At 40.8% G+C, this 24,290-nt stretch carries 26 protein-coding genes; 19 read left to right on the forward strand and 7 right to left on the reverse strand.

Annotation, left to right across the window (positions count from 1 at the left end; genetic code table 11):
- Nucleotides 1-287: 287 nt before the first annotated feature.
- Genes JX304_RS00455 through JX304_RS00465 form a run of 3 tightly spaced genes read right to left on the reverse strand, consistent with a single transcriptional unit; the run spans nucleotide 288 to nucleotide 2,071 of the window.
- A complete protein-coding gene (locus JX304_RS00455; RefSeq protein ID WP_205010777.1) occupies nucleotides 288-848 on the reverse strand; it encodes an ECF transporter S component in 561 nt (186 codons plus the stop codon).
- Nucleotides 845-1,384 carry a phosphopantothenoylcysteine decarboxylase gene (gene coaC / locus JX304_RS00460; RefSeq protein WP_205010778.1) on the reverse strand — a complete coding sequence of 180 codons (540 nt, stop codon included), beginning with the start codon at nucleotides 1,382-1,384 and terminating at the stop codon, nucleotides 845-847. Before coaC ends, JX304_RS00455 begins: the two co-directional genes overlap by 4 nt.
- 9 nt (nucleotides 1,385-1,393) lie before the next feature.
- The gene (locus JX304_RS00465) at nucleotides 1,394-2,071 is read right to left on the reverse strand and encodes a phosphopantothenate--cysteine ligase (RefSeq protein ID WP_205010779.1); all 678 of its coding nucleotides are present in this window, start codon (nucleotides 2,069-2,071) and stop codon (nucleotides 1,394-1,396) included.
- Between the two features lie 239 nt (nucleotides 2,072-2,310).
- Here JX304_RS00465 and JX304_RS00470 point away from each other — a divergent pair, with 239 nt between their 5' ends.
- The gene (locus JX304_RS00470) at nucleotides 2,311-3,981 is read left to right on the forward strand and encodes a formate--tetrahydrofolate ligase (RefSeq protein WP_205010780.1); all 1,671 of its coding nucleotides are present in this window, start codon (nucleotides 2,311-2,313) and stop codon (nucleotides 3,979-3,981) included.
- A gap of 72 nt (nucleotides 3,982-4,053) precedes the next feature.
- Here JX304_RS00470 and JX304_RS00475 read toward each other — a convergent pair whose 3' ends face one another.
- On the reverse strand, nucleotides 4,054-5,394 hold the full coding sequence (locus JX304_RS00475; RefSeq protein WP_205010781.1) for an MATE family efflux transporter: 1,341 nt from the start codon (nucleotides 5,392-5,394) through the stop codon (nucleotides 4,054-4,056).
- Between the two features lie 95 nt (nucleotides 5,395-5,489).
- Here JX304_RS00475 and JX304_RS00480 point away from each other — a divergent pair, with 95 nt between their 5' ends.
- The 4 genes from JX304_RS00480 to JX304_RS00495 all read left to right on the forward strand — a co-directional run bounded on the left by JX304_RS00480 (nucleotide 5,490) and on the right by JX304_RS00495 (nucleotide 8,947).
- On the forward strand, nucleotides 5,490-6,044 hold the full coding sequence (locus tag JX304_RS00480; RefSeq protein WP_205010782.1) for a GNAT family N-acetyltransferase: 555 nt from the start codon (nucleotides 5,490-5,492) through the stop codon (nucleotides 6,042-6,044).
- Between the two features lie 143 nt (nucleotides 6,045-6,187).
- Complete coding sequence (gene brnQ, locus JX304_RS00485) at nucleotides 6,188-7,504, forward strand: branched-chain amino acid transport system II carrier protein (RefSeq protein ID WP_205010783.1); 1,317 nt, start codon at nucleotides 6,188-6,190, stop codon at nucleotides 7,502-7,504.
- Nucleotides 7,505-7,655: 151 nt separating this feature from the next.
- A complete protein-coding gene (gene ccdA2, locus JX304_RS00490; RefSeq protein WP_205010784.1) occupies nucleotides 7,656-8,363 on the forward strand; it encodes a thiol-disulfide oxidoreductase-associated membrane protein CcdA2 in 708 nt (235 codons plus the stop codon).
- Between the two features lie 23 nt (nucleotides 8,364-8,386).
- Complete coding sequence (locus JX304_RS00495; RefSeq protein WP_205010841.1) at nucleotides 8,387-8,947, forward strand: TlpA family protein disulfide reductase; 561 nt, start codon at nucleotides 8,387-8,389, stop codon at nucleotides 8,945-8,947.
- 38 nt (nucleotides 8,948-8,985) lie between these two features.
- Here JX304_RS00495 and JX304_RS00500 read toward each other — a convergent pair whose 3' ends face one another.
- Genes JX304_RS00500 through JX304_RS00510 form a run of 3 tightly spaced genes read right to left on the reverse strand, consistent with a single transcriptional unit; the run spans nucleotide 8,986 to nucleotide 11,802 of the window.
- Nucleotides 8,986-10,230, reverse strand: coding sequence for an NAD(P)H-dependent oxidoreductase (locus tag JX304_RS00500; protein WP_205010785.1), 1,245 nt, complete (start codon nucleotides 10,228-10,230; stop codon nucleotides 8,986-8,988).
- An 18-nt stretch (nucleotides 10,231-10,248) separates the two neighbouring features.
- Nucleotides 10,249-10,854, reverse strand: a complete 606-nt coding sequence (locus JX304_RS00505) for an NADPH-dependent FMN reductase (RefSeq protein ID WP_205010786.1) — start codon at nucleotides 10,852-10,854, stop codon at nucleotides 10,249-10,251.
- A 24-nt stretch (nucleotides 10,855-10,878) separates the two neighbouring features.
- Complete coding sequence (locus tag JX304_RS00510) at nucleotides 10,879-11,802, reverse strand: FAD:protein FMN transferase (RefSeq protein WP_345770893.1); 924 nt, start codon at nucleotides 11,800-11,802, stop codon at nucleotides 10,879-10,881.
- A gap of 223 nt (nucleotides 11,803-12,025) precedes the next feature.
- Here JX304_RS00510 and nox point away from each other — a divergent pair, with 223 nt between their 5' ends.
- The 14 genes from nox to JX304_RS00575 all read left to right on the forward strand — a co-directional run bounded on the left by nox (nucleotide 12,026) and on the right by JX304_RS00575 (nucleotide 24,282).
- Nucleotides 12,026-13,402 carry a H2O-forming NADH oxidase gene (gene nox, locus JX304_RS00515; RefSeq protein WP_205010787.1) on the forward strand — a complete coding sequence of 459 codons (1,377 nt, stop codon included), beginning with the start codon at nucleotides 12,026-12,028 and terminating at the stop codon, nucleotides 13,400-13,402.
- Between the two features lie 118 nt (nucleotides 13,403-13,520).
- The gene (locus JX304_RS00520) at nucleotides 13,521-15,065 is read left to right on the forward strand and encodes a ClC family H(+)/Cl(-) exchange transporter (RefSeq protein ID WP_205010788.1); all 1,545 of its coding nucleotides are present in this window, start codon (nucleotides 13,521-13,523) and stop codon (nucleotides 15,063-15,065) included.
- Nucleotides 15,066-15,177: 112 nt separating this feature from the next.
- The gene (gene efeO, locus JX304_RS00525) at nucleotides 15,178-16,050 is read left to right on the forward strand and encodes an iron uptake system protein EfeO (RefSeq protein WP_205010789.1); all 873 of its coding nucleotides are present in this window, start codon (nucleotides 15,178-15,180) and stop codon (nucleotides 16,048-16,050) included.
- 5 nt (nucleotides 16,051-16,055) lie between these two features.
- Complete coding sequence (gene efeB, locus JX304_RS00530) at nucleotides 16,056-17,261, forward strand: iron uptake transporter deferrochelatase/peroxidase subunit (RefSeq protein WP_200773268.1); 1,206 nt, start codon at nucleotides 16,056-16,058, stop codon at nucleotides 17,259-17,261.
- Nucleotides 17,239-18,924, forward strand: coding sequence for an FTR1 family iron permease (locus tag JX304_RS00535; protein ID WP_205010790.1), 1,686 nt, complete (start codon nucleotides 17,239-17,241; stop codon nucleotides 18,922-18,924). Before efeB ends, JX304_RS00535 begins: the two co-directional genes overlap by 23 nt.
- Nucleotides 18,911-19,630 carry a twin-arginine translocase subunit TatC gene (gene tatC, locus JX304_RS00540; RefSeq protein ID WP_205010791.1) on the forward strand — a complete coding sequence of 240 codons (720 nt, stop codon included), beginning with the start codon at nucleotides 18,911-18,913 and terminating at the stop codon, nucleotides 19,628-19,630. Before JX304_RS00535 ends, tatC begins: the two co-directional genes overlap by 14 nt.
- On the forward strand, nucleotides 19,630-19,827 hold the full coding sequence (locus tag JX304_RS00545; protein ID WP_009731003.1) for a Sec-independent protein translocase subunit TatA/TatB: 198 nt from the start codon (nucleotides 19,630-19,632) through the stop codon (nucleotides 19,825-19,827). Before tatC ends, JX304_RS00545 begins: the two co-directional genes overlap by 1 nt.
- 659 nt (nucleotides 19,828-20,486) lie before the next feature.
- Nucleotides 20,487-20,684 (forward strand): hypothetical protein, encoded by a 198-nt coding sequence (locus JX304_RS10715; protein ID WP_239649383.1) that lies wholly within the window; start codon nucleotides 20,487-20,489, stop codon nucleotides 20,682-20,684.
- Nucleotides 20,685-20,810: 126 nt separating this feature from the next.
- Nucleotides 20,811-21,407: a hypothetical protein gene (locus JX304_RS10720; protein WP_239649384.1), complete on the forward strand. Its 597-nt coding sequence runs from the start codon at nucleotides 20,811-20,813 to the stop codon at nucleotides 21,405-21,407.
- Between the two features lie 43 nt (nucleotides 21,408-21,450).
- Nucleotides 21,451-21,957: a hypothetical protein gene (locus tag JX304_RS00555; RefSeq protein WP_205010792.1), complete on the forward strand. Its 507-nt coding sequence runs from the start codon at nucleotides 21,451-21,453 to the stop codon at nucleotides 21,955-21,957.
- On the forward strand, nucleotides 21,957-22,181 hold the full coding sequence (locus JX304_RS00560) for a hypothetical protein (RefSeq protein WP_205010793.1): 225 nt from the start codon (nucleotides 21,957-21,959) through the stop codon (nucleotides 22,179-22,181). The genes JX304_RS00555 and JX304_RS00560 overlap by 1 nt, the downstream gene beginning before the upstream one ends.
- A gap of 1 nt (nucleotide 22,182) precedes the next feature.
- Complete coding sequence (locus JX304_RS00565; protein WP_205010794.1) at nucleotides 22,183-22,650, forward strand: hypothetical protein; 468 nt, start codon at nucleotides 22,183-22,185, stop codon at nucleotides 22,648-22,650.
- Nucleotides 22,647-23,522, forward strand: a complete 876-nt coding sequence (locus tag JX304_RS00570; protein WP_205010795.1) for a DUF4299 family protein — start codon at nucleotides 22,647-22,649, stop codon at nucleotides 23,520-23,522. Before JX304_RS00565 ends, JX304_RS00570 begins: the two co-directional genes overlap by 4 nt.
- A gap of 115 nt (nucleotides 23,523-23,637) precedes the next feature.
- A complete protein-coding gene (locus JX304_RS00575) occupies nucleotides 23,638-24,282 on the forward strand; it encodes a DUF6572 domain-containing protein (protein ID WP_205010796.1) in 645 nt (214 codons plus the stop codon).
- The last annotated feature ends 8 nt before the right edge of the window (nucleotides 24,283-24,290 follow it).

Below are 24,290 nucleotides of genomic sequence, written 5' to 3' on the forward strand. Positions count from 1 at the left end.
TACCAGCTGTACCGAACTCTAGGTTGGTATAGAAGGCATCTTCTTTGGTTTTTTCATCCATTGCGACCAACTCATCACGAAGGTAAGCTGGTAATGCAGCAAAGTCGAGCCATTTTTGGTAGTTTTCTTGATAGGTCATGCAAGCGTCTCCTTTTTGCTTATAATTTAATCGCTTACATTATAGCAAATTTTTTCAGAAAATTCTAGCGATAATTGTAAATCTTTTCAAAAAAAAGAGGCATTCAACCATCGAAAAAGCCAAGACAGATCTGTCTTGGCTTGGAAGATTATTTTAATTTTTCAAGTGATGGAACAACTGCACTGGTAATGAGTACTGTCGCAATGACTTCGATCAGGGAGTTGGTAGAGACAATCAAGGCTAGGAAATGTTGAATCCCACCACCGAAGCTTTTTCCGAAGAAGAAATAAATCCCACTTAGAACGAAAATAGTATTGGTCATGGAACCGACAATTCCAGCGATCATAAGTCCTGTACGATTGCGGATCCAGCGATAGACGAAATAAGGGGTGACCCCGATAAGAATCCGAGGGCCTATGGCAATGAGAAGGGAGTAGAGATTCCCATGAGGGACAAAGGGACTAAAGAGATAGCTGGCTGGTGTTATAACCAGGGTGTTCATGGTGAGGCTAAAGAGTCCCATGAGGAGTCCTAAGATAGCTCCAGTTCGTGGACCGTATATGATAGAGGCGATCACGACAGGAATATGAACCAAGGTTGGTTGAATGCCTGATGGAACAAATTGCAGAATGAAGGACGTCACAAAGTGAATGGTGATCATTACTGCAAAAAAGATGGCGATTCGCGAAATAGAAGATGACTTTCTCATAAACAATTCTCCTTAACAGTTTCTACAATAGTTTCTACAGACGCTAGAGCTCCAGAACCTTTATCCCCACAAGCAAGAACAGTATCACGCGGCTGGATAATCTGGTAACCGTAGTCTTGTAAGAGTTTTAGATTTCGTTGGGTGGCAGGATGTTCTAGCATTTTTGTATTCATAGCAGGGGCTAGTAATTTTTTTGTTCCTAGAGGCAAAGCTAGAGCTGTGCTTGTGACCATATTATCTGCAAGTCCAATGGCCAATTTGGCAATAGTATTGGCGCTGGCAGGGGCGACCAAAAAAAGATCGGTCTCTTTTCCGATGTCGATGTGTTCGATCCTTTTAGGATCGTCTTCCAGCAAAACATCTAGTCCAACTGGTTTTTTTGAAAGAACTTGTAAGGTCAAAGGGGTGATAAATTTTTGGGCTGCAGATGTCATCAAGACCTTGACCTCAAGGCCTAATTTGGTCAATTGACTAGTAATATCTGCTGCTTTATAGGCAGAGATACTGCCGGTAACAGCTAAGGTGATCTGTGTCATAAATTTCCTTTACTCGATTGAATCTAAGACCATTTCTGCAATTTCAGATTTGGTAGAAGCCTGTAGAACTTGATCATTCGTCACTAAATAAGCTTGATGCTGACCATTTTGGATCTGTGTAAGATCATTGGCAACGATCATGCTGGCACGGTTCCTCAACAGACTCTCACGCGCCACTTGAATCAACTTTTCAGTAGGAACTGCAACCAAGAGTTTAAAACCAATCAGTTGAATAGCGGGATTCCATTCTTTTACGAGGGAGATGATCTTTGGTGTTTTCTTTAAAAAGAGAACCTGGTAGTCATCTTTTGAAGAAATTTTGGTCTCCTGATTTTCTTGGTGGAGAAAGGTCGTTAGATCTCGCGCTTTTGCGACTTCATCAAGTCCTGTCATGTAAACCGGTGTGTAATCTGAAACGGCCATGGCGTGGATCAAGACCTGATGTTGCGGAACCTCCTGTTTCATTCGAGTGAGTAGCTCTTCGACATTCCTGATCAACGAGATTCGAAGATCTGGATGAGGTGCAGGCTTCAGAGCAGTAGGCGTAGTGATCAGGGTAACATGGTGGCCTTTTGCCAAAGCGGTCTCCGCAAGAACTTTTCCCAAAGATCCAGTCGAATGATTGGTGATCGAACGAACGCTATCAATGGCTTCACTGGTCCCGCCAGATGTGATTAAAATATGCATACGCCTATTTTACACAAAAAGGATACGTAAGTAAAGATTTGAACGGCCTTTTGGATATTAAGATGGAAAAAAGCCCCTTTGTCGCTATCAAAATAGTTAGGTGCTCCTTGTATTAAGTGGTACATTTAGAAGGACTAATCAATAAAAAGCGAACAAAAAATTCAAAATTTATAAAAAGAATGTTATTTTCGCGAATTTTAGGTATAATGGAGGTATCAAATAAAGAGGAGTATCCCCTAATGAAAACAGATATCGAGATTGCTCAAAGTATTGAATTAAAACCAATTGTGGACGTCGTTGAAAAAATCGGTTTGGATAGTGACGATTTGGAATTGTACGGGAAATACAAGGCGAAATTAAGTTTTGATAAGATTCGTGAAGTTGAGAAAAATCCTGTAGGGAAGCTCATTTTGGTGACAGCTATCAACCCAACCCCAGCTGGTGAAGGAAAATCAACTATTACCATCGGTTTAGCGGATGCTTTGAATAAAATCGGCAAGAAAACCATGATTGCCATTCGCGAACCTTCCTTAGGTCCGGTTATGGGGATCAAGGGAGGAGCTGCTGGAGGTGGCTATGCCCAAGTTCTTCCAATGGAAGATATTAACCTTCATTTCACAGGGGATATGCATGCCATTACAACGGCTAATAATGCCCTTGCAGCTTTGATTGACAATCATTTGCATCAAGGAAATGAACTAGGAATTGACCAACGTCGCATTATCTGGAAACGGGTCGTGGACTTGAATGACCGTGCTCTTCGTCATGTGACGGTCGGTCTTGGAAGCCCCCTAAATGGGATCCCGCGGGAAGATGGATTTGATATCACCGTTGCTTCTGAAATTATGGCCATTCTTTGCTTGGCAACAGATATCGAAGACTTGAAACGTCGCTTGGCTAATATCGTTATCGGTTACCGCTATGATCGCACGCCAGTCTATGTCCGTGACTTGGAAGTAGAGGGCGCCCTTGCCTTACTTTTGAAAGATGCGATCAAGCCAAACTTGGTTCAGACCATCTATGGAACTCCTGCCTTTGTTCACGGTGGTCCATTTGCCAATATTGCCCATGGATGTAATTCTGTATTAGCAACGACGACAGCTCTTCATTTAGCAGACTATACGATTACAGAAGCAGGATTTGGTGCTGACCTTGGTGCTGAAAAATTCTTGGACATTAAAACTCCAAACTTACCTACTTCACCAGATGCTGTCGTCATTGTTGCAACCCTTCGTGCTCTTAAGATGAATGGAGGAGTTAGCAAAGATTCTCTTGCACAAGAAAATGTAGAAGCTGTACGAGCTGGATTTGCTAACTTGAAACGCCACGTTGAAAATATTCGCAAGTTCGGTATTCCTGCTGTAGTGGCCATCAACGAATTTGTCACTGATACAGAAGCAGAAATTGCTGCCCTGAAAGAATTGTGTGACGAAATCAACGTGCCAGTTGAGTTGGCTAGTGTATGGGCCAATGGTGCTGATGGCGGGGTAGAGCTAGCTGAAACACTGGTCAAGACCATTGAAACAAGTCCAGCAAACTATACACGTCTCTATGACAACAACCTTTCTGTGGAAGAAAAAATCGAAACCATCGTTACTGAAATCTATCGTGGAGTCAAGGTGAACTTTGAGAAGAAAGCTAAGACCCAAATTGCCCAAATCGTCAAAAATGGTTGGGATAAACTTCCAATTTGTATGGCTAAAACTCAGTACAGTTTCTCAGACAACCCAAATGCTTTGGGAGCTCCTGAGAACTTTGAAATTACCATTCGTGAAGTGGTACCAAAACTCGGTGCAGGCTTTATCGTTGCTCTTACAGGTGATGTGATGACCATGCCAGGACTTCCAAAACGTCCAGCTGCTTTAAATATGGATGTGGCGGCTGACGGAACTGCGGTTGGTTTATTCTAATTGCTTTCTATCAAAAAACAACTTCTGTTCAACTGAGCGGAAGTTGTTTTGTTCTTGTTTAAAAAATTGTTATTAGGCAAGGAGTTGGTGCTTGATCTTGCGATAGGTTACGAATAGCTGCAAAGTCATAGGGATCCAAATAAGGGGCTCACAGAAGATAACCCCCATGTAGCCGGTGTACGGAATAATGAAAACAACGAAGAAAATTTTACCAAACAATTCAATGAAACTAGATGTGAGAGGCGTCAACTTTTTGCCCATACCCTGTAGGGCATTTCTCAGGATAATGAGACTCGCTAAAATAGGGTAAAAACAAGAGCTGATCTGAAGGTATAGACTAGCATTTGCAATGAGATCTGGATTTGACGAGCCAGAAATAAAGCTGGTTAAAGACGGACTTGTAAAGAATAGAAGAGCAGCAACTAAGACAGACCAACCCCAAGAAAGAAGGTTGGTAATGGTAATGCCTTTTTTGATCCGCTGGAATTGCTCTGCGCCAAAATTCTGCGAGATAAAGGTTGTGATACTTGAGGCAATCGCTGTAATCGGTAAAACGGCAAAGGACATGATGCGACGGGCTGCGACCTGGGCACTGATAATGGTTGTTCCAAGCTGATTAATAGCGGATTGGAGGATCACCGTACCGATCGAAACGATGGAAGTCATGAGGCCCATGGCAAGGCCCTGACTTAGTAAATCCTGATAAAGCTCCTTGTCCCAAACAAAATCTTTGCGATGTGGAAGAAGAAAAGGGACCTTCTTACGAATATAGAGGATACAAAGAAGGGCCGAAATACCTTGAGCGATGATGGTCGCAATCCCTGCTGACTGGACGCCCCAATGAAGTTGGGTGATAAAGTAGAGGTCAAGAAAAATATTTAAAACCGCAGCGATCATCAAAAAATATAGAGCTGCTAAGCTATCGCCCACAGCGCGAAGAAGTCCTGCACAAAGGTTGTAGGCAAAGGTGACTGCCACGCAGTTGACGATGGTTGAAATATAGAGATAGGCTTGCGCAATAATACTAGAAGGGGTTCCTAAAAACTCAAGCAAGGGATAGAGTCCAAAATAACCAAGAAGCATGACCACTAAGCTCAAACCTACCCCAATCAGCGCTGTAGCTGCGACTGACTTTCGTAATTGATCCAAGCGATTGGCCCCGTAATTACGAGCGATGATAATTCCCATTCCGTTTCCCACACCAAGGGCAAAGCCGATGATCAAATCAAAAATTGCAGCAGTAGACCCTACAGCTGCCAAAGATTTGGAGCCTAAAAAATGGCCGACAATCATGACGTCTGAAGCATTGTAGAGTTGCTGGAAAATATTGGATAAAAGAATCGGAAAGGCAAAACTCAAAATGGCAGGCAAAATCGGACCGTGAATTAGGTCCACACGTTGAATTCTTTTCATAGTGTCATTATATCAACTTTGTCTAGCAGCGACAAGCCTTGATTCTTGAATGCCCTTACATTTTTTGGTATAATCAAAGAAGAAATGGAGGCTTTATGAGCTTAACAAGTCAGTTGATCACTCCGGATTTTCCGGATTTAGACAAGGTCGAACGCTTAAATATCGAAGCTTTCCCCGAAGAAGAACGAATTCCTTTGGATGAATACCTGCGCTACACTCACAATGAAGATGCGCACTTCTTTGCTTTTTACAATGAGGAGGAATTCGTTGGATTTGCATTTGCAATTTCAAACGCCAAGGCTTTTTATGTCAGTTTTTTCGCCATCATGCCACATTTACGTAGTCATGGTTATGGTAAGGAGATCATTGACAAACTGGTCGAATTTTATGAACGAACCATGCTGTTAGAGGTCGAGCGTTTGGATGAAGAATGTGACAATCTAGAGCAACGAAAGGCTCGAATGGACTTCTATCATCGAAATGGCTTCAAAACGGCCAATGCATTCTTAGAATACGATGGTCTCAGCTTTGAAATTCTTTATCGTGGCGATCATTTTGATGAAGAGGCTTATCGCGATATTTTCCATAAACTTCAGGAAGAAAATTACTTTGACTTCCGTATTAAATACCGACGATTTAGTGATCACTAGAAAAAGATGGAGAATCTCTACGTAAAACTAGAATCTCCATTTTTATTTAATTTTGATGTGAGTACCTCAAGAAGTATGCACATTAGTTGCATCGGTTCCATAATTTTGATAAAGTAAAACTTATTACTTTTTAAGGAGAACACATGTTACGAAAAGGTTCCCTGACAGGTTTATTACTGTTTGGTATTTTTTTTGGTGCTGGAAACTTAATTTTTCCACCAGCTCTAGGAGCATTGTCTGGACATCAATTTTGGCCAGCTATTGCTGGATTTGTCTTATCAGGAGTAGGGATTGCGATTATCACTTTGATTATTGGGACGCTCAATCCTAAAGGGTATATCCATGAGATTTCACGAAAAATTGCTCCTTGGTTTGCCATCGTTTATCTGGTAGCCTTGTATCTGTCTATTGGTCCATTCTTTGCTATTCCAAGAACAGCAACTGTTTCCTACGAAGTTGGAATCGCCCCCTTGTTAGGAAAAGCCAATGGAGGACTTGGTCTCTTCATTTTTACCTTGATTTATTTCTGTTTGGCCTATTTGATTGCCTTATATCCTTCTAAAATCCTAGATAGTATTGGTCGGATTTTAACACCTGCCTTTGCTATCTTGATCGTTGTACTCGTTGTCCTTGGTGCTCTCAAGTACAGCGGACACTCGCCTCAAGTGGCAGCAGATGCCTACCAAGCATCTGCCTTTGGGCAAGGTTTCCTTGAAGGGTATAACACCTTGGATGCCCTGGCTTCAGTAGCCTTTAGCGTCATCGCAGTGACTACTCTTAATCAACTTGGTTTCACCAGTAAAAAAGAATACATTAAAACGATCTGGATTGTTGGCATTGTTGTAGCCATTGGCTTTAGTGTTTTGTACATTGGCTTGGGTTACCTTGGAAATCACTTCCCTATTCCAGCAGAAGTGATGGCTTCCGATGCCAATAAGGGTGTTTATGTCCTCTCAGAAGCAACCAAGGCTATCTTTGGCCCAGTTGCTCAAATTTTCCTTGCAGGGATGGTGACGGTGACTTGCTTTACAACAACAGCCGGTTTGATCGTTTCAACAGGGGAATTCTTCCATCATACCTTCCCTAAGATTTCTTATAAGGTCTATGCAACTCTCTTTACCTTGATTGGATTCTCCATTGCCAATCTTGGTTTGAGTGCCATTATTGCCTATTCAGTGCCTGTCTTGATGATTCTCTATCCTATTACCATTACCGTTGTGTTGATTGTGATTGTGAATAAATTTGTGGCTCTTTCAAAACCAGGGATGCAATTGACGATTTTTTTGGCCAGCTTGGTATCTGTTGCCAGTGTTCTAGCAAGTACCTTTAAAATTTCTCTATTAGAAAAGGGAATTGCTTTACTGCCTTTTGCAGCTCAATCTCTTCCATGGTTGGTGCCAGTAGCCATAGGGATTCTTTTATCGTTTGTATTACCCAATAAACAAACTGCAGAAGAATAAGTCATGATATAAGCTCTAAAGTTTTGTGCCTTAGAGTTTTTTTGAAACTAGTATCCAATTCCAAATTTTAGTAAAAAAACGTAGCGGAAATTTTTATTTTAGGTCAGTCAATGCTAAACTAAATGTAGCATATCAATATACGGAGTTGCCTATGAATCAACTATTTTTTTCACTGATAGTTTTTCTAGCGGGTATTCTGTCTTTCTTTTCTCCCTGTGTCTTTCCTTTGCTACCGGTATATATTGGGATCTTGCTAGGAAGTGATCAGGAAAAGGCTATCCGATTGTTCGGAAAAAGATTTCGCTGGCATGGCTTGCTGAAAACCCTTTGTTTTATTGCTGGTATTTCTGTTATTTTCCTCCTCATTGGTTTTGGAGCGGGCTTGCTTGGAAAGATTATGTACACCAATTGGTTCCGTTACCTGATGGGAGCCCTTATCATTGGACTGGGTCTTCATCAGATGGAAGTTTTTCACTTTCATTTTCTTGAAAAGCAAAAATCAGTAGATTTTGGAGCCAACAAACAGAAGAATGAGTTGTTTTCAGCATTTCTCCTTGGCCTTGGATTTAGTTTTGGTTGGACCCCTTGTATCGGTCCGGTATTGGGATCAGTTCTTGCTTTAGCAGCATCAGATGGGCAGGATGCTCTTATGGGAGCTGTTTATCTCTTTGTTTATACATTGGGAATGGCCCTTCCCTTCTTACTTTTGGCCTTAGCATCTAGTCTGGTCCTACCTTACTTTAATCGTCTCAAACCCCATTTGTTGTTGCTGAAGAAAATCGGCGGAGCCATCATTATTCTGATGGGAATTCTCTTACTCTTGGGACAATTGAACAGTTTGTCATCTATCTTTTCATAAAATGATCGGAGGTTTAACACATGATGAAAGGTATTAAATACGCTTGTTTCTCAGTACTTTCTCTAACTTTGCTGGCAGCTTGTTCCATGAATCAATCTAGTGAGAGTAGTATGAGCAATCAGCCGACAATGAATACAACAACGAATAAGAATCCTTTGGTGGGAAAAGACGCCAGTGACTTTGAGTTAAAGGATATGAAGGGGAATACGGTCAAACTTTCAGACTACAAAGGGAAGAAGGTTTATTTGAAATTTTGGGCAACCTGGTGTGGTCCTTGCCGGCAAAGTATGCCCGAATTAGAGAAATTAGTCAAGGATACGGATAGAGACTTTGAAATTCTGACCATTATGGCACCAGGACTCCAAGGTGAAAAAACTGAAGAAGAATTCGTCAAATGGTTTGATCAACAAGATTACAAGTCAGTGCCTGTCTTATACAATCCAAATGGTTCTGCATTTGCAGATTATCAGGTTCGCTCCATTCCTACAGAAGTCTTTATAGACAGTCATGGGAAAATTGGACATGTACAATTAGGGGCTATTTCAAACGAAGATGCTAAGAAGATTATCAAAGAGTTCCAATAAAAAAATGAAGCACGGAGCTTCATTTTTTTTTTAGTTTCTTAGTTGCTTGCACCCGAAGTTGCATCAGCATCTCCGTGGCCTCCGTCACCATGCCCTCCGGCATCTGAAGCACCCGAAGTTGCATCAGCATCACCGTGACCACCAGCAGGAGCATATGGTCCGCTACCACCTACAAGGCGTTGCCCGGTTGTTTGAAGGTACCAGTCTAACCATGGTTTGAAGTTGAAGACAATCTCATTGATCCCTGCATAAGAGCCATCTTCATAGTACATAGCTTGGTAGTTGTGAGTATTGATCACCCCTTCAGGTGAGCCTGGGACAATGGTACGCACATATTCTTGGTTTCCGTTACGAAGGGTACCGATCACCCACTCAACGTTCTTCATACGAGCTGGTGGAAGGGATCCGTGAACAGTTGACATCCGGCTACCAGATTGAGGTGGAACCCGTTTGGCAAACATGGTATCAGGGTCCTGATGGGCATTGTTGTAGTATAGGAATTGGTTGTTATCATCGGCATAAGTCAATTCAAATGGCATGGCCTTCAAGAACATGTCGATTTGATTGACAGTCAGGATACCATGGTCTAGTTTGACATACGTATCGCCAGATACAGCACCGGTAATTTCAGCAACTTTTTCAACCCATTCTGGATCGTCAGGATCGACCTCTGTAACAGTCGTTGCGATTGGTTTTCCGCATTCCAAGTCTTCTGGTTCAATTGGTTTTGGTTTTTTCAATTTCGATACAACCTCTACGTATTTGATAAAATTATCCAAGCAGGTTTCAAGGAATTTGACGGTCCCCTCGTTGATGATATTGCCTTGATCATCAAAAGCTTCCTTGGCTTTGCCAAGAAGGAATTCGTTACCCGGAAGGGTGTAGGCATTAACACCTGGAGCATCCAAGATCTTACGTAGGTGAACCTGAGCGCGTGATGTTCCTTGATCGTAATAAGAAGCACCGACGATCATAACAGGTTTGTTTTCAAATGGATGCACCTCGAAAGAGAGCCATTCAAGGACAGACTTGAGTGCTGCAGAAATCGTATGGTTATGCTCTGGCGTAGCGATAATCACCCCGTCTGCACGATTAATTTTATTGTATAAGAGACGCAATTGGAAACTTTCGTCCCATTTTTCATCTTGGTTAAACATTGGAACTTCGTCGATTTCTAGAACTTCCAATTCAAATTTGAGTTTAAATTTGCGTTGAATGAATTCCAAGAGTTTTCGGTTATAAGATTGATCATAATTTGATCCTACAAGTCCAACAAATTTCATTCTTTTCAGTCTCCTATCTTACAAGTTTTCCCAGTTAAATTCTTCAGCATCTTTGCGAAGTAATTCATGAGCATTACGCAGTTTGTCAGTAATCTTTACAAACAGACGGAAATCGTCAAAGATGGCATCTAATTTCTGAATGATGTCCAAATCTACCAAATCTCCATAGTTGTCAAATGCTTGCAAAGAATGTGAAAGTAAGAATTCGTCAGGAAGGACGTTTGCTTTAATTTCTGGAGCATTTAAGATTTGACGAAGTTGTAGTTGGGCGCGTGATGATCCTAAAGTACCATATGATGCACCAGTGATCATAACCGGTTTGTTTAACAATGGAAAGACTCCGTAAGAAAGCCATGCTAGAGCACTCATCAAGACTGCTGGAATGGAGTGGTCATATTCTGGAGTACCAATAATCACTCCATCAGCCTCTTCGATTTTGGCAACAATTTCCAAAACAGCTTCAGGAACTTGTTTGTCAGCTGGTTTATTAAAGACAGGAATATCTTTGATTTCAACTAATTCAATCTCAGCTTTATCAGCAAAATGTTTTTGCATATATTGAAGTAGTTTACGGTTTGTAGAACGTTTTGAGTTTGTTCCAACGATCGCAATAAGTTTAGTCATGTAAGATCCTTTCTGATAGCGAAATTATAAATAAGTTTGAAGCCCATTGGTATAGGCAATCTTGCCTGATTGCGATACCAAAAGAGCATCGATACCAGGCAGTGAGTTAACAATGTCTAAAATGGAAGCTGGTGCTTCCCCAAACAGCCGTGTGGTCCAGATTTCTCCATCTACAGATCGATCGGAAATAATAGTGATACTGGCCAAATCTGTCTCGACTGGATAGCCTGTCTGACTATCAAAAATATGGTGAAATGACTGACCATCGACTTCTAAATGGCGCTCATAGATCCCTGAGGTAACCACAGACTTGTTTTCAATCGATAGAACCAGTAGATGCTGACCTCTCGATTCAACAGGGTTTTGAATACCAATCCGCCAAGGCCGTTGTTTAATAGGGTGTTGACCTAGTGTAAGTATATTGCCACCTAAATCAATCAAAGCATCACAGATACCTTTCTCTCTTAGAAAAGTAGCAATCAAATCAGCACTATAGCCTTTTGCTAAAGCACCTAAATCGATCTTCATTCCAGGACGCTTTAGAAAAACTGTTTGGCTTTCTTGGTCTAGTTGAATCTGTTCGGGATCAATTTTTAAGAGAGCTTGCTCGATTTCTTCTGATTCAGGCCGTCTGGCGTCAGAAAATCCTATCCGCCAGGTCTGTACAAGAGGACCAATCGCTATGTTCATATGGCTATCTTTTGCTTGGCTATGTATCGTTCCTAATGTAATCAGTTCAAAAAGTTCTGGATGGACCTGAACAGGTCTAATACCAGCCTGATGATTGACTACCATCAGTTCGGAACTAGTATCATTTGCACTAAAGCGATGTTCATAGGTACGGAGAAGTTCAAAGCATTGGGCTAGGATTTGCTCCGCCTGTGGGTGAAAGATCGAAACGGTGATGGTGGTCCCCATCAAACGTTCGGATCGACTGCTTAGTTCCACTAAAAATCTATCCTTTCCAATTTTCACTTACTTACAGTATATCAGAAAGATACCGTTTTCACAATCCTTTCAAGCAAATTATTTGACATTTATTGAAGAATGTGAAAATTTGATTTAAAAAAATTGAAAAAAAAATCACAAATACTGAGCAAATCCATTGTAAACGATACCATTATTATGATATACTCAAGAGGTAAATTAAATTAAAGGTAGGATTTATTCTATGAGTAAAATCGTTGTCGTAGGGGCGAACCATGCCGGAACAGCTTGTATAAACACTATGTTAGATAATTTTGGAATTGAAAATGAAATTGTAGTTTTTGACCAAAACTCTAACATTTCATTCCTTGGTTGCGGGATGGCACTTTGGATCGGTGAACAAATCGATGGTCCAGAAGGTCTTTTCTACTCTGACAAAGAAAAATTGGAAGCAAAAGGTGCAAAAGTCTACATGAACTCTCCTGTTCTTTCAATTGATTATGACAACAAAGTGGTGACAGCAGAAGTTGACGGTGAAGAACACAAAGAAAACTATGAAAAATTGATCTTTGCGACTGGCTCTACACCGATCATTCCTCCGATCAAAGGAGTAGAAATCGTTCCTGGTAACCGCGAGTTCAAAGCAACTCTTGAAAATCTTCAATTTGTTAAATTGTACCAAAACGCTGAAGAAGTCATCGAAAAATTGAAAGATAACAGCAAACACTTGAACCGCATCGCCGTAGTTGGTGGTGGTTACATCGGTGTTGAGCTTGCTGAAGCTTTCGAACGTCTTGGTAAAGACGTTGTCTTGGTGGATATCGTGGACACTGTCTTGAACGGCTACTATGACAAAGACTTTACAGACATCATGGCGAAAAACTTGGAAGACCACAACATCCGTTTGGCACTTGGACAAACTGTTCAAGCAGTTGAAGGAGATGGTAAGGTAGAACGTCTTGTAACCGATAAAGAAACCTTCGATGTAGATATGGTCATCTTGGCTGTTGGTTTCCGTCCAAATACAGCTCTTGCAGATGGTAAGATTGAACTCTTCCGCAACGGTGCCTTCCTTGTCGATAAGAAACAAGAAACGTCACTTCCAGGTGTCTACGCAGTAGGTGACTGTGCGACGATCTATGACAATGCACGTGGTGAAATGAGCTACATCGCTCTTGCATCTAATGCGGTTCGTTCAGGTATTGTCGGTGCTTACAATGCGACTGGTCATGAATTGGAAGGAATCGGTGTTCAAGGTTCTAACGGGATCTCTATCTACGGCCTTCACATGGTTTCAACTGGTTTGACACTTGAAAAAGCAAAAGCTGCCGGCTTTAATGCCACTGAAACAGGCTTCAACGATCTTCAAAAACCAGAATTTATCAAACATGATAACTATGAAGTAGGTATTAAGATTGTCTACGATAGAGACACTCGCCACATCCTTGGAGCTCAAATGGTATCACGTGATAGCGCCATCTCAATGGCCATCCACATGTTCTCACTTGCAATTCAAGAACACGTGACGATTGATAAATTGGCTTTGACGGACTTGTTCTTCTTGCCACACTTCAACAAACCATACAATTACATCACTATGGCAGCTTTATCTGCTGAATAATGAATAAATGAAAAACAAAGCTAGCGCTGCTAGTTTTGTTTTTTTCTACTTTTCCATGTATTCAGAGGCAGTGAAATAAGGTATAATGAATAGGATAAGAGTTTGAAGGAGTTTAGGAATGTCCGTAAAAGAAGAAGCTATCAAAAATGAATTTCAATTTGCCTCTAGCTCAATTGTAGCGCATGTTGTTCGAGGAGTTCTTGTTGGAATCATTGTGGGCTGTGTTGTCTCGAGTTTTCGCTTTTTAATTGAACATATTTTTCATCTGGTGCAAGGTCTGTACAAAGCCATGCCTTCTCAACCTTTTTATCTTCTGATGATGGTGCTGGGGTATGGCTTGATTGTCCTTCTGGCTGGTCGCCTGATTCGTACCAATAAAGATATCAAAGGGTCTGGGATTCCACAAGTAGAAGCAGAACTCAAGGGGTTGCTTGCTGTCAGTTGGTGGAATAACTTGTGGAAGAAGTACATTCTGGGCGTCTTAGCTATCGGTAGTGGACTACTTTTAGGACGTGAGGGGCCTAGTATTCAATTAGGAGCTATGGGAGGAAAAGGTGTCGCTCGTCATTTACAGGTTAGTCCTGTTGAAGAGCGCTCCTTGATTGCAAGTGGTGCGGCTGCAGGACTTGCGGCAGCCTTTAATGCCCCTATTGCTGGACTCTTATTTGTCGTGGAAGAAGTCTACCATCATTTTTCCCGCTTCTTTTGGATTACGACTCTGGCAGCAAGCCTGACCGCAAATTTCATTTCTCTAAATGTGTTTGGCCAAACTCCTGTCCTTCACATGCCACAAAATATTCCGCCCCTCCATCTGTCTCAATATTGGATTTATCTCTTTCTAGGAGTCTTTTTAGGGGCTGCAGGGTATGTTTATGAAGTAGTGGTCCTCAATATTGGACGTTTTTACCGCCTACTCGAACAGCTCTTTCATGTCCCTTCGCATTATTCTTCTTTATTTGCCTTTCTCTTCATCCTTCCGATCGGCTACTTTCTACCACAAATTCTTGGTGGAGGAAATCAATTGGTGATTGATTTGGCACGCTTACCTTATCCTGTATTGACCATCGTGTTTTATTTTGTTCTTCGATTTATCTGGAGTATGCTAAGTTATGGTAGTGGCCTTCCGGGTGGGATTTTCTTGCCTATTCTTGCTTTGGGTTCTCTTTTAGGAGCCATTGTTGGAACCTTTCTTCAAGAAATTGGGTTTATCAGCTCTAATCAATTGCCTCTCTTTATTATCCTGGGGATGAGTGGGTATTTTGGGGCTATTTCAAAAGCCCCACTGACAGCCATGATTCTTGTAACAGAGATGGTGGGGGATATTCGTAGCCTGATGCCACTGGGTATGGTCACCTTGCTCGCCTACATGATCATGGATCTTCTCCATGGTGCGCCCGTCTATGAAGCCATGCTGGAGCAATTACTGCCAGATAAAGCGTCAGAAGAAGGAGACTTGACTATCATTGAAATTCCGGTCTCTGAAAAACTTGCTGGGAAGCAAGTTCATGAACTTGAGTTGCCACATGATATCTTGATCACTGCGCAAATGCGTAGTGGAAAGAGTTATACTGTGAATGGCGCAACCCGCTTGTACCTAGGAGATAGTATCTTTGTGGTCGTAAAAGAATCTGAAATCGGACGGGTCAAGGATCTCCTTTTGTAAATAAAGTCATTTCTCCGCGTTTATTTTCTATTATTAAATTTTCAGACAATTATTGAAAAATGAGAAAAATTCTGGTAAAATAAGATCGAGATTGAACAAGGAGAAACTTTTCATGAAAAAATATAGTCTACTCTTATTGAGTGTTGCTCTTTTAGCGGGGTGTGCGAACTCTACTGGCAAGCAGTCCAGTCGAAAGACGCAAACCAGCTCAACAGTGAAGTTGTCAAAAGCTGACCAGAAGACCTTGGACAATGCGACAGCTGAATACAAAGACTTTGTCCAAATGCAAATTGACCAATTGCTCAAGGATTCTGAAAGTTTTCGTGATACATTAAAATCTGGAAATTTGGAGGAAGCGAAAAAACAATACCCATTGATCCGCATGGCCTACGAACGCTCAGAACCGATTGCTGAAACCTTTGGGGAGTCTGATGTGAAGATCGACTACCGTTTGGTGGACTATGTGGATGAAAAGAAATCAGAAGACGGCTGGTCTGGCTTCCACCGGATTGAGCGTATCCTTTGGGAAAACAATACTACAGATGGCACAGACAAATATGCAGACCAACTGGTGAACGATATCAAGGAGTTGAAAGCTAAGATCGCAACCGTTGATGTGACTCCTGATGTGATGCTAACTGGGGCGGTAGACCTGCTTAATGAAGTGGCAACGCAAAAGATTACAGGTGAAGAGGAAGTGTTCTCTCATACAGATCTTTACGACTTCCGTGCTAATATTGAAGGGGCTGAAAAGATCTTCTCTCTCTTTAAACCCTTGATTGAGAAAAAAGATGCTAAGTTGGTTAAAACCTTGGAAGCAGAATTCAAACATGTCAATGCTTTGTTGGATAAGTACATGACCGATGATTCAAATTATAAGTCTTACACAGATTTGACCAAGGACGATACCAAAGAATTGGCAGAAGCGGTTACCAAACTTGGGGAACCTTTGTCTCAAATGGGTGTGATTTTAGATGGGAAATAAGGAAAATGGCTGACGAAAAATTTTTAGATAAAAAAATGGACCGTCGTGAATTTCTTAAAAAAGCAGGTATTGGAGGGGCTGGTCTAGCGCTGGGTCTCTCTGGTGCATCTGCTTTTTTCGCTAATCAAGACAGTTCCAGTAAAAAAGCTTATGACGGTGATGAAGACATCTCCTTTTATGGCAAGCACCAAGCAGGGATTACGACGGCCATGCAGAAGGCTTGCTACTTGGTGGTGTTAGATCTTCACACGACGGACAAAAAAGAAGTCATCCAGCTCTTTAAAGACTGGACCGATTATAGTAGTAAATTAGTCGAAGGGCAGTTGGTTCAAAAAAATGGTGCCAATGGGTTCTTACCACCAAAAGATACAGGAGAAACTGTCGGACTGAACCCCTATCGCTTGAGCCTGACGTTTGGTGTCTCTGCTAACTTTCTCAAGAAATTAGGTTTGGAATCTAAACGTCCCAAGCTCTTTCGTGATTTGCCTCCATTTCCAAAGGAGCAGTTGCAGGACAAATACACTGGTGGTGACATCGTCATTCAGGCCTGTGCCGACGATGAGCAAGTAGCCTTTCATGCGGTCCGAAATCTCATCCGCAAAGGTCGTAATAGCATCACTATGAAGTGGAGCAAGTCCGGTTTTGCGGCGATTGGTGACAGGAAAGAAACACCGCGCAACCTCTTTGGTTTCAAGGATGGAACAGCAAATGTCACGACTGAGAAGGACTTTGATAAGGTCGTCTGGACTGACAGTAAGGACTGGATGAAGGGTGGTTCCTACATGGCTCTTCGTCTAGTCCAAATGCACTTAGAAACTTGGGACCGGACCAATTTGCAGGAGCAGGAAAATACCTTTGGTCGCTACAAGGAGTCAGGCGCTCCATTTGGGAAAACCAACGAATTTGATGAAGTAGATTTATCTAAACTACCAGTCGATTCACATGTCCGCTTGGCAAAAGAGCTAAATCTCCCTATTTTACGGCGGTCTTATTCCTATTCGGATGGAATCGATGAGAGAACGGGGCAATTTGATGCAGGCTTGATTTTTATCGCTTTTCAAAAAGATCCAAACAGTTTTGTTAAAATCCAAACCAATTTGGGTGCAGTCGATAAAATGAACGAGTACATCACCCATATCGGAAGTGGACTCTTTGCTTGCTTTGCAGGCGTAGAGAAAGGAGGTTACCTTGGTCAAGCACTCTTTGAATAAACTCTTGATCTTATTAGGCCTTCTTGCCTTGTTCTGGACTTATCCAGTGGCTGCAGAATCTTATAGCGATCTCTTTATCAAGATCACAGATGCAACAACCGCTGTAGAAAATAAGAACCAGGATAAGGCCAAGGAATTGATCGCTGAGATTCAGGATAATTTTGAATCCAAAAATTACCATGATTCCAAGGCAGGAAAAAAAGTTAGCCAAGCTCTAGCTATAAAAGGGGAGGTAACCAAAGAGGATCTCACCAAGATTTCATCAGCCTTGCTAGCTTTTGAAAAAGAGCAAAATCCGGTCGATTTAGAGGCAGAAAAAGACAAACTCGTGAGTCGGCTCGCTCCTTACTTTAAGAATTTACAAGATGCCATTACAGCTAAGGATCTGGATAAAACCCGTCAAACCTATGCAGATCTCAATAATACCTGGACACGAAATGAAGCAGTGGTAAGAGATCATAGCACAGCCTACTATGGCAAAATCGAGACGGCCATTTCGCTCTTACGTAGTAGCATTGAAACAGAGCCTACTGACTTCACCAGCATCCAGTCCTCCTATGATGACCTCAAAAATGGGATTGATGCCTTTGTAAAAGGAGAAGCGATTAGCAGTGCTAGTACGGATTTGACACTGAAAGATGGGATCAAGCTTTTGGAGAAGGCGCTAAGCCAATTCCAATCCGGCGACGATCAATCTGCTACAGCAACTATGAAGCAGTTCATCACCATCTGGCCAACCATTGAGGGGGATGTCAGCACGACCAATCCAAGTCTCTACACGCGAGTAGAGAGTGAATCCCCGGTCATTATGGTTAAGGGGAAAGAAAAGACCTATCAAGAGAAATTACAAGCCTTGATCAGGGACCTGTCTGCGATTGATACGACAGCTTCTTACAACGCTTTTGATGCTATGTTGATTCTTCTGCGTGAAGGTGTAGAAGCGCTTCTGATCGTCATGGCGCTTGTAACGACCCTTAAGGCTGCCAAGATGAGGAAAGGCCTCAAATGGGTCTACGGTGGAGCTTTTGCGGGTGTTCTTGCCAGTGCAGCGATCGCTCTTGTTCTGCAAGTAGCTTTTCCAGCTGTGACTTCGGGGTCTAACCGGGAAATTATTGAAGGGGGCGTTGGGATTTTCGCTGTAGTCATGATGATCCTCATTGGAATTTGGCTCCACAGCAAGTCCTCTGTCAAACAGTGGAATGCCTTTATGGATCGTCAGATGAAGACGGTAACGGCTACAGGAAGTTTTGTTTCTATGTTTGCCCTCAGTTTCTTAGCAGTCTTTCGTGAAGGGGCTGAGACCATTCTCTTCTATGTTGGAATCATTCCACGGATTACAACTGCTCATTTCATACTAGGAATCGAGCTTGCCATAGCCGTTCTCATTATCATTGCAGTGGCGATGACCAAGGCCAGTCAAGCCATCCAACCTCATCGGATCTTTTTCATTCTGACGTGGTTGATTTACGCCTTGGCCTTCAAGATGCTCGGTGTCAGCATCCACGCCCTGCAGTTGACTAATATCCTACCGAACCATTTGGTCAATGAACTTCCAACCATCGATTGGGCAGGGATCTATCCAAGCTGGGAAGTTCTTCTTTCTCAACTACTCTTTGTGGCTCTGATCGCTCTTATCACGGTGAGACAACATGGCAAAGAGTAGAGCAGATAAAATGACCATTGTCGAGCACTTGGTCGAATTTCGAAAACGTTTGATCGCAGTGGTCTTGTGTTATATTATCGTCTTCATCCTAGCCTTTGTATTTGGAGGAGAACTCTACCAAGTATTGACGGCTAGCCTGCATCAAAAATTGCTGGTATTGGGGCCAAATGATATCCTCTGGATCTATGTATCGCTGGCCAATCTTACAGCCTTTAGTCTGACACTGCCCTTTATTGTCTACCAGATTTGGCAATTTGTGAGACCGGCTTTGAGGGAGAAGGAGGCGCGAGCAGTCTTTGCCTACATCCCAGCTAGCTTTATTTGCTTTGTGCTGGGGCTTGCATTTGGTTATTTCTTTGTCAGCCCAGCGATTTTAGAGGTCTTGATGCGCTTGGGAGAAGGACTGTTTGATACCCAATTAACGGCACAAAATTATTTAACCTTCTTATGGCACACCACCTTGCCTTTAGGAGTCTTGTTTGAGTTACCAGTTTTGGTCGCTTTTCTGACCTCAATTGGGCTTTTGACACCACAGTTTTTAATCACCTATCGTCGTTACGCTTACTTTGTCCTGCTGGTCTTAGCCGTCGTGCTAACCCCTGCAGACTTTATCAGTGACTTGGCCATGACACTCCCTTTGATCCTCTTATTTGAAGTGAGTGTCGCCATCAGTAAAGTCATCTATTCGAGAAAAAGGAGAAACTAATGGGAATTTTACGTGATATTGGAGCACCAGGTTTGATCATCATCATCTTGGGTGCCCTCTTGATTTTTGGACCAAAACGCCTGCCTGAGTTGGGCCAGTCTATCGGTAAAATGTTTGCTGAATTTAAGACAGCTGTCAATAAAGGTAGTGAAGAAGCCGATCAAGACGCAAAAGAAGATAAGAAAGAAAAAGAATAATCAGACAATTTTCAAAATTCTATTGAGTTCGATTGCATAAAAAGGTATAATAAGACAAGTACTTGCAATCGATGAAGGAGGAAACCATGATTATTACGATTTTGTCACTCATTTTTTATTTCAGCTATATCGGATTCTTATGCTGGTTGGTCGTAAAAATTGTTGAAAAATTGTTCAATTTCTTGTTGAACCGTTAATGAAGAAACAATCCATTTCACAACAAGTGAGTGGATTTTTTGTATCCAATTCATTTGGAAAGAATAAATCAAAGAGGTCCTAACGGTCTCAGATTGAATATAAAGTCATATAAAAAAACTTTCCTTAAGTGAGTACGGACGTCAGCGAACTTCTTCGAAGTTCCATGACTAATTATTGAGCCTAAGGTCTCAATAATTCCGAGTGCCTGAAACGTTATTGTTTCAGGCACTTTTCCCACAGCGGAAAGTTTCGATATTTTATCACCTTATTCTACTTTATAATAGTTTATTTACATTCTAAGAGACCCTTTTGGGCTCTTTTGTGTATCTAATTCCCCTAGCTAGTGACGAACTTGATCTTCAAACTGTATTTCGGTATGATAGTAGGGAGTAGAATTACGGTTTAGTTGTGTAGGGCTGACTGAGTAATATACAAGTGGCTGTAGATAAGAAGGAGAAGGAATGAAGAGATTTAAAAAGATTGCAATGTTGTCTGTGATTTTTGTCGCAATTTTAGGATTTTTTGTCTATAAATACTACCAAGATAAACAAGAAAAAGAAGATTATTACAATAATGTGTACACTTATAGTGGTGACTACGAAATTGGTGATTATGTATTTCTAGGAGATAAGGGAATCGTAGCAAAATGGGTTAGTTAAGATCCGGAAGAAGATAATCAAATTCGTAAGTACCTTAAAAACGATCCACAAAGTAAAGTCGAATATAATAACGATGATGTTATTATAGCAGGTGCTCGTTTTATCATTAGACAAAATATTAAAACGATGTCACGAAAAAAAGGTGGAAGTACCTATCTTTTATTAATATATGATACAAAAGATAAAACTTTAAAAAAGAAAGAAGTTGATGTATTAAAATGGCTTCGCGAAAAAGGTGATGGCTGGGGATTAAGTACAGTTGGTCCATATTTAAATATACTACCTAGCGGAAAAGAAGTGTTGTCAATCAATATTCAAAAGAATACAGAAAAAAAGGTGAATGGTATTCCGGTCTCTAAGACAGAGATTAAACCATTTTATTTAGATTTGGAAACGGGTAAATTCACTGATTATCAGAAGGACAGTAAAAAAATAGAGGGATTATATTATTTACTCAATGAAAATTATCAAGGTATCACTTTACCAGGGGATAAATTATTAAATTATGGGCTAGATTTAAACTATAATACTGTAAACATCAAAAAAGAATTATTTTTCCGAAATAAAGATCTACCAATTCAGAAAGAATATCCGAATGCTTATAAAATCTTAAAAGAAAAGGACAGTGCTTATTATCCAACTTTTAATGGTGATCGTAGTTCAAAAGAAATTCTTGATCATTTATCCCCACTTATACCAGAAGGTAACAAAGTTTTAAATTAGGTAGACTCAATCATTGTTTTAATAGCTTCGAAAGGTTGTTTTCATGATTCGTAAAGAAAAAATTAATGGTCACGTCTACAATATTTCCTTAAATGACAAAACGCTTCAAAAAGGATGGTATTTGATTGTGACAGACCAACACCAAGAGTACATAGTGAAAAGGAATTGCAGCCTTTCTACAAAGAGATCCTTTGCCATTTATCAAACAAACTATTCATTTAGTAAACATACACATAACCAAAACGTGAGAAGTAGGAAAGGTCTATCATACCTTGGAGCAACTGTTGTGATAGCTACGCTCATTCGTTTACTTACTCCGTATCAATTATGGTTAGGTCCTACCATTAAAGCAACAAACTATTTTCAAGGCACGGTACATTTACTATCTTTGGTTTTTGCGGTGACCGTCTCATTTATTTTTGTTGCTGTGTTTAGGAAAATGAAATTAAAAGCCTTTCTAAAAGGTAAAAAGGCGGATTTGAAGTATATTGGTAGAGTTAAAACACTGACCCCATTAAAAGTAACGAAAGAAGGAGTGGATTTTTGGTAATGAAGAAACGAATATTTCAAAAAGGCTTGGGTTATGGAATATTATTTCTCGTTTTCATTCTTCCGATGTTTTTATTTGCTTATTTTGTCCAATTGAGGGTATTCTTGATTGTACCGATTGTGCTTTATTTGGTTCTATTTTTCAATGGTGTTATTGTGAGTGATCATGATCGGATGACTGAATTTGAAATTTCAAGCGAAAGTATAAAACAAGTGGAGGGATAGTATGCGTAAAGAATTTCTCGTTTATCAAAACAAAGTATACTCTAATTTTGTGAATTATATAAATGATTACATCCTACTTTCGGAAGATCCAGCGATGCTGGAAGAAGGTTATATTCCCTATAGTTCCTATGTATGTGATGCCGGAGAAGGCGTATACGGGAAGATTGTGCCTTATAGTGAAGTTACGCAAAGATATGTGGTTTGTGATCGTGTTTTGTATAAAGAACATGAATTTACAATTGCTGGTCAAAAACGGGATGATGATGATTTTACTGCACCCGATTCTTATGTGCGAATCTTAGTTTTTGATAAAGAATTTCTAATTGAAAACAATTTAGCTGATGATGCTGTATTAATGGATGATAAATATGGTCAGACCATGTATGCATCAGGAAAAATCCCTATTAGCGAAGTAACCATTCTACGTCGCAGAAAGGATTTGCCAGTAGACCGAAGGAGAAAAATATGAAATCAGTTAGTTTTACAATAAAAAGCAAGCAATCACTAAGGATTGGTGAGGTGCTTCAAGCAGAACTCTTTGAATGTTACAGCGTTTCCGCTAAGGATGCAGGATTAAAGCCATCTGCAGACTCTCTTATTTCGGATTTCCATTCTGTTCAGTTTGGAGTCAAAGGGAAGTCTAGTTTAGGTTTCCGTCTAGCTTTTGACGGTCAAGCCTATCAGGTATCTGTTCCAGATTTGGCGACAGCTTCTGACTGGACTGGGGCCTTGATGTTCTTGAAAACCTTGCTCCTTATCTTAGATGTAAGTGTGTGTGAACATGATGGCGTGGACTATGATAAAGATTCCGTTCTTGATTTTCATTTCATGGATATTTTCTTATCAGCTCTTTCGGAATTGACTAAGGAAGTAAAAGTTCATCCTATCGTGGAAATCATGGGAGTGAAACGTCCCATTTACATCAATGAACTCTATCTAGGACAAATTATCCATGTGCCGGATGATCAACTCTTAAATAGTTATGACCAGCGCTTGCGCTTTACCCAACAGCTAAATGCTTATTACTCTGAGCAGCAAGTTTTTAAAGTAGAGCAAAATGGTGAGGATATCATTATCCCTATCAATTATCTAAATAGTGAAGCGCGGACAGTCCTACCAGCATACCCTGAGTTGGAACCTCAATATTTGCAACAGTATCGAGGAAGTAAGGTTGCAGTAGCACGATTATTCATTATGACAGCCGATGATGAAAAACTAGCCGAGGTTCCTTATCGACAATTCTTAGAGTCGTTGACCGAGGGCATCTATATGCTGGATGCTAAATATGTTCTCGTAGACCCGATTTCACCTGAGATGTTGCAGAAGTCATCACAAAACTAATATTCTAAGAAAATGATTATTTTGAAAATGTAGATTAGACTCTTAAATTTGCTGGGAAGCTAACTAATTATCCCAATAAGGTTTAGAGGTAAAAATAAAGAAAGAATAAGTTTGTATGCGACAAATAAAAGGAAATGGGTTTATTATTACTGAAGAAAATGGCAATTATACGATGTCTTGGATGACAGGAGGTTTGCAAGATAGAGAAGTTAGCTATCCAGTTAGTAAAGAGTTGGTAGATAAGGCTTTGAAGTCAGAACAGGATGCTTATGAGGTAGAACTATTTTTAGCGACTGGAGAATGGGTAACAAAGAAAAGCAAGGATGTAGCTAGACAAAATTATTTTAGGTCATCACCTGTTCGTATTTTAGTAAATCCGTCATCTATTAAAGAGCTATTCTCTGATAAAGAATTTGAAGAATTGTTATATAAGGCTATATCTGAAAAACTAAACCCAACAGAACTCGATTCTATTGGTGTAGTTGAAAATCATTTAGAGCTTCTTCTGGTGGATCCAGTGGGCTGGCAGGAAGAGATAGAAGCAGTCCATTTGGAAATTCTGCAAGAAAAAATTAACAATTACATTCACTTTCTCGAAAGCAAGCAGTATGTGGAGCGATATGGCGATAAGTTTGATAAGAAAATCATCCATATCACCTTCCAATATTCTCCGTCGGATAACGGCTTAGCCTTCCTCGCAGCTGTTCAGAAGTCTTTGCAAGGAACAGATATGAGTTTGAAGATAGAAGTACCGGAGTAATACTAAAC

The sequence above is a fragment of the Streptococcus parasanguinis genome, assembly GCF_901875555.1.
GTDB lineage: Bacteria > Bacillota > Bacilli > Lactobacillales > Streptococcaceae > Streptococcus > Streptococcus parasanguinis_H.

Coding starts and splice junctions, on each gene's coding strand:
- JX304_RS00455 (WP_205010777.1), bottom strand. CDS start 848: ATGAGAAAGTCATCTTCTATTTCGCGAATCGCCATCTTTTTTGCAGTA.
- coaC (WP_205010778.1), bottom strand. CDS start 1,384: ATGACACAGATCACCTTAGCTGTTACCGGCAGTATCTCTGCCTATAAA.
- JX304_RS00465 (WP_205010779.1), bottom strand. CDS start 2,071: ATGCATATTTTAATCACATCTGGCGGGACCAGTGAAGCCATTGATAGC.
- JX304_RS00470 (WP_205010780.1), top strand. CDS start 2,311: ATGAAAACAGATATCGAGATTGCTCAAAGTATTGAATTAAAACCAATT.
- JX304_RS00475 (WP_205010781.1), bottom strand. CDS start 5,394: ATGAAAAGAATTCAACGTGTGGACCTAATTCACGGTCCGATTTTGCCT.
- JX304_RS00480 (WP_205010782.1), top strand. CDS start 5,490: ATGAGCTTAACAAGTCAGTTGATCACTCCGGATTTTCCGGATTTAGAC.
- brnQ (WP_205010783.1), top strand. CDS start 6,188: ATGTTACGAAAAGGTTCCCTGACAGGTTTATTACTGTTTGGTATTTTT.
- ccdA2 (WP_205010784.1), top strand. CDS start 7,656: ATGAATCAACTATTTTTTTCACTGATAGTTTTTCTAGCGGGTATTCTG.
- JX304_RS00495 (WP_205010841.1), top strand. CDS start 8,387: ATGAAAGGTATTAAATACGCTTGTTTCTCAGTACTTTCTCTAACTTTG.
- JX304_RS00500 (WP_205010785.1), bottom strand. CDS start 10,230: ATGAAATTTGTTGGACTTGTAGGATCAAATTATGATCAATCTTATAAC.
- JX304_RS00505 (WP_205010786.1), bottom strand. CDS start 10,854: ATGACTAAACTTATTGCGATCGTTGGAACAAACTCAAAACGTTCTACA.
- nox (WP_205010787.1), top strand. CDS start 12,026: ATGAGTAAAATCGTTGTCGTAGGGGCGAACCATGCCGGAACAGCTTGT.
- JX304_RS00520 (WP_205010788.1), top strand. CDS start 13,521: ATGTCCGTAAAAGAAGAAGCTATCAAAAATGAATTTCAATTTGCCTCT.
- efeO (WP_205010789.1), top strand. CDS start 15,178: ATGAAAAAATATAGTCTACTCTTATTGAGTGTTGCTCTTTTAGCGGGG.
- efeB (WP_200773268.1), top strand. CDS start 16,056: ATGGCTGACGAAAAATTTTTAGATAAAAAAATGGACCGTCGTGAATTT.
- tatC (WP_205010791.1), top strand. CDS start 18,911: ATGGCAAAGAGTAGAGCAGATAAAATGACCATTGTCGAGCACTTGGTC.
- JX304_RS00545 (WP_009731003.1), top strand. CDS start 19,630: ATGGGAATTTTACGTGATATTGGAGCACCAGGTTTGATCATCATCATC.
- JX304_RS10715 (WP_239649383.1), top strand. CDS start 20,487: ATGAAGAGATTTAAAAAGATTGCAATGTTGTCTGTGATTTTTGTCGCA.
- JX304_RS10720 (WP_239649384.1), top strand. CDS start 20,811: ATGTCACGAAAAAAAGGTGGAAGTACCTATCTTTTATTAATATATGAT.
- JX304_RS00555 (WP_205010792.1), top strand. CDS start 21,451: ATGATTCGTAAAGAAAAAATTAATGGTCACGTCTACAATATTTCCTTA.
- JX304_RS00560 (WP_205010793.1), top strand. CDS start 21,957: ATGAAGAAACGAATATTTCAAAAAGGCTTGGGTTATGGAATATTATTT.
- JX304_RS00565 (WP_205010794.1), top strand. CDS start 22,183: ATGCGTAAAGAATTTCTCGTTTATCAAAACAAAGTATACTCTAATTTT.
- JX304_RS00570 (WP_205010795.1), top strand. CDS start 22,647: ATGAAATCAGTTAGTTTTACAATAAAAAGCAAGCAATCACTAAGGATT.
- JX304_RS00575 (WP_205010796.1), top strand. CDS start 23,638: ATGCGACAAATAAAAGGAAATGGGTTTATTATTACTGAAGAAAATGGC.